Annotated in this window: 12 protein-coding genes; 11 read left to right on the top strand and 1 reads right to left on the bottom strand. The window is 70.2% G+C overall.

Going from position 1 to position 13,588, the window contains the following annotated elements:
* Positions 1–76 precede the first annotated feature (76 nt).
* The 3 genes from ACWPQI_RS16910 (at position 77) to ACWPQI_RS16900 (ending at position 3,136) form a co-directional block, all read left to right on the top strand.
* A complete protein-coding gene (locus tag ACWPQI_RS16910) occupies positions 77–1,576 on the top strand; it encodes an aldehyde dehydrogenase family protein (RefSeq protein WP_017679973.1) in 1,500 nt (499 codons plus the stop codon).
* Between the two features lie 25 nt (positions 1,577–1,601).
* Positions 1,602–2,714: an NDMA-dependent alcohol dehydrogenase gene (locus ACWPQI_RS16905; RefSeq protein ID WP_017679972.1), complete on the top strand. Its 1,113-nt coding sequence runs from the start codon at positions 1,602–1,604 to the stop codon at positions 2,712–2,714.
* 155 nt (positions 2,715–2,869) lie between these two features.
* Entirely contained in the window at positions 2,870–3,136 is a 267-nt protein-coding gene (locus ACWPQI_RS16900) for a GlsB/YeaQ/YmgE family stress response membrane protein (RefSeq protein ID WP_010591915.1), read from the top strand.
* Between the two features lie 73 nt (positions 3,137–3,209).
* On the opposite strand, the gene ACWPQI_RS16895 is transcribed toward ACWPQI_RS16900, so the two are convergent.
* The gene (locus tag ACWPQI_RS16895; protein ID WP_010591914.1) at positions 3,210–3,848 is read right to left on the bottom strand and encodes an SACE_7040 family transcriptional regulator; all 639 of its coding nucleotides are present in this window, start codon (positions 3,846–3,848) and stop codon (positions 3,210–3,212) included.
* A gap of 114 nt (positions 3,849–3,962) precedes the next feature.
* Here ACWPQI_RS16895 and ACWPQI_RS16890 point away from each other — a divergent pair, with 114 nt between their 5' ends.
* The 8 genes from ACWPQI_RS16890 to ACWPQI_RS16855 all read left to right on the top strand — a co-directional run bounded on the left by ACWPQI_RS16890 (position 3,963) and on the right by ACWPQI_RS16855 (position 13,474).
* Positions 3,963–5,570, top strand: coding sequence for a carboxyl transferase domain-containing protein (locus ACWPQI_RS16890; RefSeq protein WP_010591913.1), 1,608 nt, complete (start codon positions 3,963–3,965; stop codon positions 5,568–5,570).
* An 11-nt stretch (positions 5,571–5,581) separates the two neighbouring features.
* Complete coding sequence (locus ACWPQI_RS16885; RefSeq protein WP_474738404.1) at positions 5,582–7,603, top strand: acetyl/propionyl/methylcrotonyl-CoA carboxylase subunit alpha; 2,022 nt, start codon at positions 5,582–5,584, stop codon at positions 7,601–7,603.
* 10 nt (positions 7,604–7,613) lie between these two features.
* Positions 7,614–8,774, top strand: coding sequence for an acyl-CoA dehydrogenase family protein (locus ACWPQI_RS16880; protein ID WP_119699904.1), 1,161 nt, complete (start codon positions 7,614–7,616; stop codon positions 8,772–8,774).
* On the top strand, positions 8,771–9,256 hold the full coding sequence (locus ACWPQI_RS16875; RefSeq protein WP_040272224.1) for a MaoC family dehydratase: 486 nt from the start codon (positions 8,771–8,773) through the stop codon (positions 9,254–9,256). Before ACWPQI_RS16880 ends, ACWPQI_RS16875 begins: the two co-directional genes overlap by 4 nt.
* Positions 9,253–10,089 (top strand): HpcH/HpaI aldolase/citrate lyase family protein, encoded by an 837-nt coding sequence (locus ACWPQI_RS16870; protein WP_474738403.1) that lies wholly within the window; start codon positions 9,253–9,255, stop codon positions 10,087–10,089. Before ACWPQI_RS16875 ends, ACWPQI_RS16870 begins: the two co-directional genes overlap by 4 nt.
* Positions 10,090–10,233: 144 nt before the next feature.
* Positions 10,234–11,091 carry an HpcH/HpaI aldolase/citrate lyase family protein gene (locus ACWPQI_RS16865; RefSeq protein WP_279635709.1) on the top strand — a complete coding sequence of 286 codons (858 nt, stop codon included), beginning with the start codon at positions 10,234–10,236 and terminating at the stop codon, positions 11,089–11,091.
* Positions 11,088–13,049 carry an acetoacetate--CoA ligase gene (locus ACWPQI_RS16860; RefSeq protein ID WP_040272228.1) on the top strand — a complete coding sequence of 654 codons (1,962 nt, stop codon included), beginning with the start codon at positions 11,088–11,090 and terminating at the stop codon, positions 13,047–13,049. Before ACWPQI_RS16865 ends, ACWPQI_RS16860 begins: the two co-directional genes overlap by 4 nt.
* Positions 13,050–13,126: 77 nt before the next feature.
* Complete coding sequence (locus ACWPQI_RS16855) at positions 13,127–13,474, top strand: hypothetical protein (RefSeq protein ID WP_017682323.1); 348 nt, start codon at positions 13,127–13,129, stop codon at positions 13,472–13,474.
* Positions 13,475–13,588: the final 114 nt, after the last annotated feature.

The raw sequence follows: 13,588 nt of genomic DNA, 5'->3' as shown, positions 1-13,588 counted from the left end.
GTCCAATCCTTGAACAGTTCCCGCGGCCCTGCCCGAAGCAGTATGACCCGTGTCACACTACTTCAGGAGGTTGGGCATGACAGCTGTTGCCGAGCACATCGTCGCTCCGCGGATCCGAGAGTTCCTCTCCGGGACCAAGCAGCTCTACATCGGCGGCGAATGGCTCGACGCCGCCTCGGGCCGCGTCTTCGCGACCTACGATCCCGCGACCGGGGACAAGCTCACCGACGTCGCCCACGGCGGCGCCGAGGACGTCGACCGGGCCGTGCGGGCCGCCCGCAAGGCATTCGACGAGGGCCCGTGGCCGACGATGAAGGCCGCCGAGCGGGAGCGCATGATCTGGCGGGTCGGTGATCTGCTCACCGAGCGCGCCGAGGAGTTCGGCCAGCTCGAGGCGCTCGACAACGGCAAGTCCGCCGTGATCGCCGCGGCCGTGGACACGGCGTGGTCGGCGGACATCTTCCGCTATTACGCCGGGTGGGCCACCAAGATCGAGGGCAGCACGGTGAACGTCACGATGCCGTTCGTGCCCGGCGGCGAGTTCCACGCCTACACGCTGCGCGAACCGGTGGGCGTGTGCGGGCTCATCGTGCCCTGGAACTTCCCGCTGCTGATGGCCGCGTTCAAGCTCGCGCCCGCCCTCGCCGCCGGCAATACCGTCATTCTCAAGCCCGCGGAGCAGACGCCGCTCACCGCGCTGCTGCTCGCCGAGATCTTCGAAGAGGCCGGGTTCCCGCCCGGGGTGGTGAACATCGTGCCCGGCTTCGGCGACGCCGGCGCCGCCCTCGCCGCGCACGACGACGTCGACAAGATCGCCTTCACCGGGTCCACCGAGGTGGGCAAGAAGGTCGTCGACGCCGCCAAGGGAAACCTGAAGAAGGTCTCGCTCGAACTCGGCGGCAAGAGCCCGAACATCGTCTTCGCCGACGCCGACTTCGATGCGGCCGTGCAGGGTTCTCTCGATGCGTGGCTGTTCAACCACGGCCAGTGCTGCGTGGCCGGCACCCGGTTGTTCGTCGAGCGTCCCATCTTCGAGAGGTTCACCGAGGCCGTCGCCGAGGCGGCGAGCAAGGTGAAGATCGGACCCGGTCTCGACCCGGCCACCCAGCTCGGCCCGCTGGTCTCCCAGGAGCAGCTGGATCGGGTCACCGGGTACCTGCGCGAGGGTCTGATCGACGGGGCGCGCGCCCTCACCGGTGGAAAGCGCTGGGGCGACAAGGGCTTCTTCGTCGAACCGACCGTGCTGGTGGACGTGCAGCCCGACTTCAGCGTGGTGCGCGAGGAGATCTTCGGTCCGGTCGTCGCCGCCATGCCGTTCGACGCCGACGACGGCATCTCCGCCGCCGCCAACGACTCGATCTACGGACTGGCCGCGGGCATCTGGACGCGAGACCTGTCGAAGGCACATCGCACCGCGCGGCGGCTCAAGGCCGGTTCGGTGTGGATCAACCAGTACAACGGCTTCGACACCGCCATGCCGTTCGGTGGGTTCAAGCAGTCCGGATGGGGACGTGAGCTCGGTGCGGGAGCGCTGGACCTCTACACCCAGACCAAAGCCGTGAACATCGCCCTCTGACCCGACACACCCGAGGAGAACAACGATGAAGACCAAAGCTGCAGTCCTGCTCGAGACCGGCAAGCCGTTCGAGATCATGGAACTCGACCTCGACGGCCCGGGCCCCGGTGAGGTGCTGATCAAGTACACCGCGGCGGGGCTGTGCCACTCGGACCTGCACCTGACCGACGGGGACCTGCCCCCGCGCTTCCCGATCGTCGGCGGCCACGAGGGCTCCGGCATCATCGAGGAGGTCGGCCCCGGCGTCACCAAGGTCAAGCCCGGGGACCACGTCGTGTGCAGCTTCATCCCGAACTGCGGGACCTGCCGGTACTGCTCGACGGGCCGGCAGAACCTGTGCGACATGGGGGCCACCATCCTCGAGGGCTGCATGCCGGACGGCTCGTTCCGGTTCCACTCCGGAAGCACCGACTTCGGCGCGATGTGCATGCTCGGCACGTTCGCCGAGCGCGCCACCATCTCGCAGCACTCGGTGGTCAAGGTCGACGACTGGCTCCCGCTCGAGACCGCCGTGCTCGTCGGCTGCGGGGTGCCGTCCGGCTGGGGCACCGCGGTGTACGCCGGGGACGTCCGCGCCGGCGACATCGTCGTGATCTACGGCATCGGCGGCCTCGGCGTCAACGCCGTCCAGGGTGCCGTGCACGCGGGCGCCAAGTACGTCGTGGTCGTCGACCCGGTGGAGTTCAAGCGCGACACCGCCCTGAAGTTCGGTGCCACGCACGCCTTCGCCACTGCCGCCGAGGCGGCCGAGAAGGTCAACGAGCTGAGCTGGGGCCAGGGCGCCGACGCTGCCCTGATCCTCGTCGGCACCGTCGACGAGGAGGTCGTCTCGGCGGCCACCTCGATCGTCGGCAAGGGCGGCACCGTCGTCATCACCGGCCTGGCCAACCCGGAGAAGCTCACGGTGCACGTGTCCGGAACGGAACTGACCCTGTTCCAGAAGACCATCAAGGGCTCGCTGTTCGGCTCGGCCAACCCGCAGTACGACATCGTGCGGCTGCTGCGCCTGTACGACGCGGGCCAGCTGAAGCTCGACGAGCTGGTCACCCATCGCTACAGCCTCGAGGAGGTCAACCAGGGCTACCAGGACCTGCGCGACGGCAAGAACATCCGTGGGGTCATCCTCCACGACGCCTGATCGCGGGATGCGCCCCGGCGGCCGGCCGGGGCGCATCTGCGGGCCCGCGCAACATTTTGCAGAAGATTTACCGGAATTCTCCCGAAGCGCGCATATTCCGCGCACTCTGTGGCATACCGTCCCCACGGTTCGATGTTCCGAGAGAGGAGCCCGTGATGGGAGAGATCATCGGCACGATCATCTTCGGTGCGGTCATCGGTGTGCTCGCACGGCTGGTGATTCCGGGGAAGCAGGCGATGGGGTGGCTCATCACCATAGTCATCGGCATCGTCGGCGCCCTGATCGGCTACTGGATCTGGGGCATGATCAGCGATCAGGGTGATACGCCCGGCATCGACTGGTGGCGCTGGATCATCAGTATCGCCGTCGCCGCGGTGCTGACCCTGGCCTACACCTCGATGACGAGGGACAAGGTCCGGTAGCAGCAGTGCAGTGCCGGTAACGGCAGCACGATGGGAGCCCCGTCCGGTGATCCGGGCGGGGCTCCGTGCCTGTTCAGGCGTCGGATTCGGGGTCCCCGGCCCGCTCGGCGCCCAGCGCGGCCAGGGTCATGTGGCGCAACACCGCCCGGGTCGCGGCGGGGGAGGACCGGTCGGCGCTGTGCGGGGTCGAGTTGATGAGCCCGAAGGCGGCATGCGCCATGGTCCGTGCGTCGGACTCTCCCAGGGTGGGGTCGAGGCGGCGCAGGGCGCCCACCCACAGTTCGACGTAGCGCCGCTGGGTCTGGCGCACCTCCCGGCGGGCGTCCGCCGGGAGGGATTGCAGCTCCCGGTCCTGCACCCGGATCAGGTCCGGTTCCCCGAGCGCGAAGTCGAGGTGGAAGTCCACCAGGCGGTCGAGCGTGCGCCGGGGATCGTCGGTGTGGTCGACCACGTCGGTGCCGCCGGCCAGCAGGCGACGGCTGATGTCGACCAGCAGCTCGACGAGCAGCGCGTCCTTGTTGGGGAAGTGCCGGTAGACGGCGGGGCCGCTGATGCCCACCGCTGCCCCGAGGTCCTCGAGTCGTACGCCGTTGAACCCGCGCTCGGCGACGAGGCGCGCGGCGGCCTGGAGCAGCTGCCGTCGCCGGTCGGCCTTGGCCCGGCCGCGTGCGGTGAGCAGCTGTTCGTCGGTGTCCGGCTTCAGCTCGGTCATCGGCCGCACCGTTCCTTCCTGACGGGGTCTGGACAACTCAGTTAATCACAGCTAACCTCATTTTCAGTTATCGAGTATTAACTCAGGCGCCCACCCCAAGGCGAGGACTGTACTGTGACAACCCCCCTGACAACCGCTGCGCGGACCTACCGCGAGCAGCACGTCCAGCTGGTCACCGAGCTGCGCGACAAGCTCGCGACCGCCGCTCTCGGCGGCAGCGAGAAGGCCCGGGAACGGCACGTCGCCCGCGGGAAGCTGCTGCCCCGCGAGCGCGTCGACGCCCTGCTCGATCCCGGCAGCGCATTCCTCGAGATCGCGCCGCTGGCCGCGAACGGCATGTACGACGACGAGTGCCCCGGTGCCGGGATGATCGCCGGCATCGGACGGGTGTCCGGCCGCGAATGCGTCATCGTCGCCAACGACGCCACCGTCAAGGGCGGCACCTACTACCCGGTGACGGTGAAGAAGCATCTGCGGGCCCAGGAGATCGCGCTGCAGAACCAGCTGCCGTGCCTGTACCTGGTCGACTCCGGCGGGGCGTTCCTGCCGCGGCAGGACGAGGTGTTCCCCGACCGCGAGCACTTCGGCCGCATCTTCTACAACCAGGCCACCATGAGCGCCAAGGGCATCCCGCAGATCGCCGCGGTCCTCGGCTCGTGCACCGCGGGCGGCGCCTACGTGCCCGCGATGAGCGACGAGGCCGTCATCGTCCGCAACCAGGGCACCATCTTCCTCGGCGGTCCGCCGCTGGTGAAGGCCGCCACCGGCGAGGTCGTCACCGCGGAGGAACTCGGCGGCGGCGACCTGCACTCGAAGGTCTCCGGCGTCACCGACCACCTCGCCGAGGACGACCGCGACGCCCTGAACAAGGTGCGCGCCATCGTCGCCACGTTCGGGCCCCGCACCCCCCGGCCGTGGGACGTCGCGCCGACCTTCGCGCCCGCCGCGGATCCGGCCGAGCTCTACGACGTGGTGCCCACCGACCCGCGCACCCCCTACGACGTGCACGAGGTCATCGAGCGCCTCGTCGACGGCGACCCGACCGGACCCGGTTCGAGCTTCTCCGAATTCAAGGCCGAGTACGGCAAGACCCTGGTCACCGGGTTCGCCCGCATCCACGGCCACCCGGTCGGCATCATCGCCAACAACGGCGTGCTGTTCGGCGAATCCGCCCAGAAGGGCGCCCACTTCATCGAGCTGTGCGACAAGCGCTCGATCCCGCTGCTGTTCCTGCAGAACATCTCCGGCTTCATGGTCGGCCGGGACTACGAGGCCGGCGGCATCGCCAAGCACGGCGCCAAGATGGTCACCGCGGTCGCGTGCGCGCGTGTCCCCAAACTGACCGTCGTCGTCGGCGGCTCCTACGGCGCCGGCAACTACTCGATGTGCGGGCGGGCGTACTCGCCCCGGTTCCTGTGGATGTGGCCCAACGCGCGCATCTCGGTGATGGGCGGCGAGCAGGCCGCCTCCGTGCTGGCGACGGTGCGTTCGGACCAGCTCGACGCGTCCGGCACGCCCTGGACCGCCGAGCAGGAGGAGGCGTTCAAGGCCCCGATCCGCGAACAGTACGAGCACCAGGGCAACCCCTACTACTCGACCGCGCGGCTGTGGGACGACGGCATCATCGATCCCGCCGACACGCGGGAAGTTCTCGGCCTGGCCCTGTCGGCGTGTGCGAACGCGCCCCTCGAGCCGGTTTCCTACGGCGTCTTCCGGATGTGAGGCAGTTGAACATGTTCGATACCACCGGCCCAGCCGGGATGTTCCATACCGTTCTGGTCGCCAACCGCGGGGAGATCGCGGTGCGGGTGATCCGCACGCTGCGGCAGATGGGGATCCGCTCCGTCGCCGTGTACAGCGACGCCGACGCAGGCGCCCGGCACGTGCGGGAGGCCGACACCGCGGTGCGCCTCGGCCCCGCCGCCGCCCGGGAGAGCTACCTCGACATCGCCAAGGTGATCGATGCCGCGCGGCGCACCGGCGCACAGGCGATCCACCCCGGTTACGGCTTCCTGTCCGAGAACTCGGGATTCGCCCAGGCCTGCGCCGACGCCGGGATCGTGTTCCTCGGCCCGCCCGCCAAGGCCATCGAGGTCATGGGCGACAAGATCACCGCCAAGAACGCCGTCGCCGCGTTCGACGTCCCCGTCGTGCCGGGCATCTCCCGGCCCGGCCTGACCGACGACGAACTGATCGCGGCGGCGGGCGACATCGGATACCCGGTGCTGATCAAGCCGTCCGCCGGCGGCGGCGGCAAGGGCATGCGCCTGGTCACCGAATCCGGGCAGCTCGCCGAGGCGCTCGCCTCGGCGCGACGCGAGGCCGCCTCCGCGTTCGGCGACGACACCCTCTTCCTGGAGCGCTTCGTGCAGCGCCCGCGGCACATCGAGGTACAGATCCTCGCCGACACCCACGGCAACGTCGTCCATCTCGGCGAGCGTGAGTGCAGCCTGCAGCGCCGCCACCAGAAGGTGATCGAGGAGGCCCCGTCGCCGCTGCTCGACGAGGCCACCCGCGCCCGGATCGGCGAAGCGGCGTGCAACACCGCCCGCAGCGTCGACTACACCGGCGCCGGCACGGTCGAGTTCATCGTCTCCGCGGACGCGCCGGACGAGTTCTTCTTCATGGAGATGAACACCCGCCTCCAGGTCGAGCACCCCGTCACCGAGATGGTCACCGGACTGGACCTGGTGGAGTGGCAGGTGCGCGTCGCCGCGGGTGAGGCGCTCGGTTTCGCGCAGGACGAGATCACCCTGACCGGGCATGCGATCGAGGCCCGCGTCTACGCCGAAGACCCCGCCCGCGGGTTCCTGCCCACCGGCGGCACCGTGGTCGACGTCGTCGAGCCGGAAGGGTCCGGCGTACGCGTCGACTCCGGTCTCGAGGTGGGCACGGTCGTCGGCAGTGATTACGACCCGATGCTGTCGAAGGTGATCGCGCACGGACCCGACCGGGCCGCCGCGCTGCGCCGTCTCGACCGGGCCCTGGCCGACACCGCGGTCCTCGGGGTGGTCACCAACATCGACTTCGCCCGCTTCCTGCTCGCCGACCCCGACGTGCAGGCCGGGAACCTCGACACCGGACTGCTCGACCGCCGCCTCGGCGACTACGCCGCCCCGGACACCCCCGATGCGGTGCTCGTCGCCGCGGCCGCGCACCGGTGGCTGCGACGCTGGCCTGCCGCGTCGAGCCACGCCCCCGTCGATCCGTGGGACCGGCCCACCGGCTGGCGCGTCGGCGGATCCGCACCGACCACCGTGCGGCTGCACACCCCCACCCGCACCGACCACGTGCACCTGACCGGCACCCCGGAGGCCGCCACCGCGCGGATCGAGGACAGCCCGGAGCGCGTGCTCACCGCTCGGCTCGAGGGGGACCGCGTCGCGGTCACGCTCGACGGGGTGCGCTCGGAGTTCCGCGTCGCCGAGGGCGACGGGCAGCTGTGGCTCGCCGGCGACGGCGGCACCTGGCCCGTGCGTGAGGCGCGCGAGGCGAGCATCCGCGGCGCCGACGCCCACGCCGGTGAGGCCGAGCTGACCAGCCCGATGCCCGGCACCGTCATCGCCGTGCCCGTCGAGGCGGGGGCCGCCGTCACCGCCGGCACGACCGTCGTCGTCGTCGAGGCGATGAAGATGGAGCACGCCCTGACCACGCCGGTCGACGGCACCGTCGAACTTCTCGTCGCCCCCGGGGACCAGGTCAAGGTCGACCAGCTCCTCGCCCGCGTCGTTCCCACCGACACCACCGAAAGCTAGGACACAGCAGATGACCGACTACCTCTCCACCGGACAGCTTCCCGACGACTACCGGGACCTGAAGGACACCGTCGCCGACTTCGCGCAGAGCGTCGTCGCGCCCGTCGCCGCCGAGCACGACGCCAACCACACCTTTCCGTACGAGGTCGTCAAGGGCATGGCCGATCTCGGCCTGTTCGGGTTGCCGTTCCCCGAGGAGTACGGCGGACAGGGCGGCGACTACTTCGCGCTGTGCCTCGCCCTCGAGGAACTCGGCAAGGTCGACCAGTCCGTGGCCATCACCCTCGAGGCCGGCGTCTCGCTCGGCGCCATGCCGATCTACCGCTTCGGCACCGAGGAGCAGAAGCGCAAGTGGCTGCCGCAGCTCGCGGCCGGCCGGGCCCTGGGCGCGTTCGGGCTGACCGAGCCCGGCGCGGGCAGCGACGCCGGCGGCACCAAGACCACCGCCAAGCTCGACGGTGATCAGTGGATCATCAACGGCAGCAAGCAGTTCATCACCAACTCCGGCACCGACATCACCGAGATCGTCACCGTCACCGCCGTCACCGGCGAGCGGGACGGCAAGAAGGAGATCTCCACGATCGTCGTGCCCACCGACACCCCGGGCTTCGTGGCCGAGCCCGCCTACAACAAGGTCGGCTGGAACGCCTCGGACACCCACCCGCTGAGCTTCACCGATGTGCGGGTCCCGGCGGAGAACCTGCTCGGGGAGCGGGGCCGTGGCTACGCGAACTTCCTGCGCATCCTCGACGAGGGCCGCATCGCGATCGCCGCCCTGTCCACCGGTGCCGCACAGGGCTGCGTCGACGAGTCGGTCAAGTACGCGAAGGAGCGCGAGGCCTTCGGCCGTCCCATCGGCCGGAACCAGGCGATCGCCTTCAAGATCGCCCGGATGGAGGCTCGGGCGCACGCCGCCCGCGCCGCCTACTACGACGCCGCGGCCCTCATGCTGGCCGGCAAGCCGTTCAAGAAGCAGGCTGCCATCGCCAAGCTGGTCGCGTCGGAGGCGGCGATGGACAACGCGCGCGATGCGACGCAGATCCACGGCGGCTACGGCTTCATGAACGAGTACGCCGTCGCGCGGCACTACCGGGACAGCAAGATCCTCGAGATCGGCGAGGGCACGACCGAGGTCCAGCTCATGCTGGTGGCGCGGGAGCTCGGCCTGTGAGCACCCGGGTCACCCAGCGCGGACTGTGGTTCGAGGAGTTCGAGGTCGGCACCGTCTACGAGCACCGCCCCGGCCGCACCGTCACCGAGGCCGACAACGTCGCGTTCACCACGATGACGATGAACACGCAGGCGCTGCACCTCGACGCCGCCTACAGCGAGGGCACCGAATTCGGTGAGCGCCTGGTGAATTCGATGTTCACCCTGTCCACTCTCGTCGGGTTGTCGGTGGCGCAGCTGACGCAGGGCACGATCGTCGCCAACCTCGGGTTCTCGGAGATCAAGTTCCCCGCGCCGGTCCGCCACGGCGACACCCTCTACGCCGAGACACTGGTCACCGACAAGCGTGCGTCCAAGTCCCGTCCCGGGCAGGGGATCGTCACGCTCGAGCACACGGCGCGCAACCAGCGCGGCGACGTCGTCGCGGTCGCGGTGCGCCAGACGCTGGTCCAGTGCCGGCCGGCCGGGGAGGAGCAGGCATGAGGTCCGTGCCCGCCGTCGGCGGCCCGGCGTGGTTGTTCTGTCCGGCGGATCGGCCGGAGCGGTTCGGTAAGGCGGCTGCGACGGCGGACGTGGTGATCCTCGATCTCGAGGACGGGGTGGCGCCGGGGGACAAGGACTACGCCCGCAAGTGCCTGCAGGACACCGCGCTCGATCCCGCTCGCACGGTGGTGCGACTCAATCCCGCCGGCACGTCCGACCATCTCGCCGACCTCGCCGCCCTCGACCGGACCCCGTACACCCGGGTGATGCTGGCGAAGTGCGAGTCGGCGCAGCAGGTGACGTCGTTGGCGCCGCGGGAGGTGGTGGCGTTGATCGAGTCGCCGTTGGGGGCGTTGAAGGTCGACGAGATCGCGCTGGCCGCGGGCACGGTGGGGTTGATATGGGGGGCGGAGGATCTCGTGGTGGGGCTGGGTGGGCAGTCCTCGCGCCGGGCCGACGGGACGTATCGGGACGTGGCGCGGCACGTGCGGTCGCAGGCGTTGCTGGCGGCGAAGGCGTACGGGCGGTTCGCCCTGGATTCGGTGTTCCTGGACATCCGGGATCACGACGGGTTGCGGGCGGAGGCGCTCGATGCGGTGGCGGTGGGGTTCGATGCGAAGGTGGCGATCCATCCGGGTCAGGTGGGGGTGATCCGGTCGGCGTATGCGCCGAGCGAGCAGGATGTGGCGTGGGCGCGGCGGGTGCTGGCGGCGGTGCCGGAGGAGCGGGGGGTGTTCCAGTTCGAGGGCCGGATGGTCGATGCGCCGGTGCTGCGGCACGCCGAGCAGATCCTGCACCGCGCCGAGGAGTCCGCCGCGGCCGCCGACCGCTGACCGCGTCCGCGGCACCGACAGATCCGCGCGCCGCCCAGTCGTACACACCTGAAATTTCCCGCGCGTACGACTATCCGGCGCGCGGATCCTGGGCAAATGCCCTGACAGGGGGCCCTGCGGACAGCATCATCGAAGAGATCACCGATGGAGGAGGTCTCTATGTACGGCGTCGGCGGCCCGGCGTGGTTGTTCTGTCCGGCCGATCGGCCGGAGCGGTTCGGAAAGGCGGCTGCGACGGCGGACGTGGTGATCCTCGATCTCGAGGACGGGGTGGCGCCGGGGGACAAGGACTATGCCCGCAAGTGCCTGCAGGACACCGCGCTCGATCCCGCTCGCACGGTGGTGCGGGTGAACCCGGCCGGCACCGACGAGCACGACGCCGATCTGAAGGCGCTGGCGGTCACGAGCTACACCCGGGTGATGCTGGCGAAGTGCGAGTCGGCGCAGCAGGTGACGTCGTTGGCGCCGCGGGAGGTGGTGGCGTTGATCGAGTCGCCGTTGGGGGCGTTGAAGGTCGACGAGATCGCGCTGGCCGCGGGCACGGTGGGGTTGATGTGGGGGGCGGAGGATCTCGTGGTGGGGCTGGGTGGGCAGTCCTCGCGTCGGGCCGACGGGACGTATCGGGACGTGGCGCGGCACGTGCGGTCGCAGGCGTTGCTGGCGGCGAAGGCGTACGGGCGGTTCGCCCTGGATTCGGTGTTCCTGGACATCCGGGATCACGACGGGTTGCGGGCGGAGGCGCTCGATGCGGTGGCGGTGGGGTTCGATGCGAAGGTGGCGATCCATCCGGGGCAGGTGGGGGTGATCCGGTCGGCGTATGCGCCGAGCGAGCAGGATGTGGCGTGGGCGCGGCGGGTGCTGGCGGCGGTGCCGGAGGAGCGGGGGGTGTTCCAGTTCGAGGGCCGGATGGTCGATGCGCCGGTGCTGCGGCACGCCGAGCAGATCCTGCACCGCGCCGTCGAGGCCCGCTCGGGTGATCACCGAGGGGGCGCGACGGCATGACCGACACGCAGATCCCGCCCCAGTGGACCCCCACCGAACAGGACGTCGCGAGCGCCCGCCTCACCGCCTTCGCCCGATGGGTCGAACGGCGCCACGGCGTCTCCCTCCCCGACTACCACGCCCTGTGGCGGTGGTCCGTCGACAATCTCGGACCGTTCTGGCAGGACGTGTGGGACTGGTTCGACGTACGGTCGCGCACCGACCCGGGACCCGCGCTGGACGACGCCACGATGCCCGGGGCCGTCTGGTTCCCGGGGGCGCGCCTGAACTATGCGGAGCACGCCCTGCGGCACGCGCGCGACGACCGCCCCGCGATCGTGCACGTCGGTGAGGACGGGAAACGCACCGAGCTGAGCTGGGCCGAACTCGCCAGGCAGACGGCCGCGCTGGCCGCCACCCTGCGCGAGCACGGCGTCGGTGTCGGCGACCGCGTCGTCGGCTACCTGCCGAACATTCCCGAGGCCGTGGTCGCGCTGCTCGCCACCGCAAGCATCGGCGCCGTGTGGGCGGCCTGCGGTCAGGACTACTCGGCGCCCGCGGCCCTGGACCGGCTCGGGCAACTCGACCCCACCGCCCTGATCACCGCCGACGGTTACCGGTTCGCCGGCCGTACCCACCCCCGCGCCGAGGCGGTCGCCCGGTTGCGGGAGCAGCTGCCCTCGCTGGCGCTGACCGTCGTGGTGCCCCGGCTCGCAGACCCGCATCAGGACCTCGAAGGTGCGCTCACCTGGGAGGCGGCCACCGTCGGGGAACACCCGCTGAGCCCCGAGCCGGTGCCGTTCGACCATCCGCTGTGGGTCGTGTTCTCGTCCGGGACCACCGGTCTGCCGAAGGGCATCGTGCACGGGCACGGCGGTGTCCTGCTCGAGCATCTGAAGGCGGTGTCGCTGCACACGGACCTCGGATCCGACGACACCTTCTTCTGGTACACGAGCCCGAGCTGGATGATGTGGAACTTCCAGGCGGCCGGGCTGCTCGTCGGGGCGACGATCGTCTGCTACGACGGCAGCCCGTCGCACCCGCGGGTCGACCGGTTGTGGGAGATCGCCGCGCAGGAACGGGTCACCGTCCTGGGCACCAGCCCGGGGTACGTGCTGGCCTGCATCAAGGCGGGCGTCGTGCCCCGGCGGGACCACGACCTGTCCGCGCTGCGCGCGATCGGCGTCACCGGGTCGACGCTGCCGGCGCCGTCGTCGCGGTGGCTGGCCGACAACGTCGGCGAGCACGTGCCCGTCATGTCCATCACCGGCGGCACGGATGTCGTCTCCGCGTTCGTCGGCGCCGTGCGCACCGTGCCGGTGTGGCCGGGGGAGCTGTCGGTGCCGTATCTCGGCGTCGCGCTCGATGCGTTCGACGAGCAGGGCCGCCCGGTCCGCGGCGACGTGGGGGAACTCGTGGTGACCGCCCCGATGCCGTCGATGCCGGTCCGCTTCTGGAACGACCCGGACGGGCACCGCTACCGCGAGGCGTACTTCTCGGTCTATCCCGGGGTGTGGCGGCACGGCGACTGGATCACGATCACCGGGCGCGGGACGGTCGTGATGCACGGACGTTCCGACTCGACGCTCAACCGGCACGGTGTCCGGATGGGCAGCGCCGACATCTACCAGGCCGTCGAGAAGCTCCCCGAGGTCCTCGAAGCGCTGGTCATCGGAGCCGAGCAGCCCGACGGCGGCTACTGGATGCCGCTGTTCGTGGTGCTCGCCGACGGCGTCACCCTCGACGATGCGCTGCGCGAGAAGATCCGCACCGTGATCCGCGAACAGGCCTCACCGCGACATGTGCCCGACGACATCGTCGCCGCACCCGGTGTCCCGCACACCCGCACCGGCAAGAAGCTCGAGGTGCCGATCAAGCGCCTGTTCCAGGGGGCCGACGCGGCCCGCACCGTCGACCGCAGCGCGGTCGACGCACCGGAGTTGCTCGACTGGTATGCGCAGCAGCGGCAGGCGCGGTGACCCGCGCCACCGCCGCCCGGGAGCGATGAGGATCACCTGACTGGACATTTGTCCTGTTCGGGTGGTCCGATGGCCGCATGACGCTCGCCATCGACATCTTCCTCATCCTGCACTTCATCGGCCTCGCCGGCATCATCGGCTCCTGGCTCGCCGTGATCAAGGAACCGCGCGTGGTGGCCGGCATGCTGCACGGCGCGATCCTGCAGGTGGTGACCGGACTCGCGCTGGTCGGGCTCAACGAGGCGGACGGCGCCGACCTGAACCACATGAAGATCGGTGTCAAGCTCGTCGTCGCCGTCGTCATCCTCGTACTCGCGATCGTCGGTCTGAAGAAGGAGCGGCAGAACCCGGGCTCGACCGCAGCCCTGGCACACGCGGCCGGTGCGCTCGGTGTCCTCAACGTCGTCATCGCCGTGCTCTGGTGACCGCTCCGACACCGCGGCGGCAAAGATGAAGCCGACCTTACCGACCCTGTAGATTGGTCCGGTGCGCAAGTCAGGCGGCCGGAAGGCGACCGGCGAGTAACCTGCTCGGGCAGC

It is taken from the genome of Rhodococcus sp. LMD (assembly GCF_056108245.1).
Note: the sequence above shows the minus strand (reverse complement) of the source record. Positions and strands in the feature narration are given on the sequence as shown.

What these genes read in the sequence shown, in the direction of transcription:
- ACWPQI_RS16910 (WP_017679973.1), top strand. Translation starts at nt 77, where the DNA reads ATGACAGCTGTTGCCGAGCACATCGTCGCTCCGCGGATCCGAGAGTTC.
- ACWPQI_RS16905 (WP_017679972.1), top strand. Translation starts at nt 1,602, where the DNA reads ATGAAGACCAAAGCTGCAGTCCTGCTCGAGACCGGCAAGCCGTTCGAG.
- ACWPQI_RS16900 (WP_010591915.1), top strand. Translation starts at nt 2,870, where the DNA reads ATGGGAGAGATCATCGGCACGATCATCTTCGGTGCGGTCATCGGTGTG.
- ACWPQI_RS16895 (WP_010591914.1), bottom strand. Translation starts at nt 3,848, where the DNA reads ATGACCGAGCTGAAGCCGGACACCGACGAACAGCTGCTCACCGCACGC.
- ACWPQI_RS16885 (WP_474738404.1), top strand. Translation starts at nt 5,582, where the DNA reads ATGTTCGATACCACCGGCCCAGCCGGGATGTTCCATACCGTTCTGGTC.
- ACWPQI_RS16880 (WP_119699904.1), top strand. Translation starts at nt 7,614, where the DNA reads ATGACCGACTACCTCTCCACCGGACAGCTTCCCGACGACTACCGGGAC.
- ACWPQI_RS16870 (WP_474738403.1), top strand. Translation starts at nt 9,253, where the DNA reads ATGAGGTCCGTGCCCGCCGTCGGCGGCCCGGCGTGGTTGTTCTGTCCG.
- ACWPQI_RS16865 (WP_279635709.1), top strand. Translation starts at nt 10,234, where the DNA reads ATGGAGGAGGTCTCTATGTACGGCGTCGGCGGCCCGGCGTGGTTGTTC.
- ACWPQI_RS16860 (WP_040272228.1), top strand. Translation starts at nt 11,088, where the DNA reads ATGACCGACACGCAGATCCCGCCCCAGTGGACCCCCACCGAACAGGAC.
- ACWPQI_RS16855 (WP_017682323.1), top strand. Translation starts at nt 13,127, where the DNA reads ATGACGCTCGCCATCGACATCTTCCTCATCCTGCACTTCATCGGCCTC.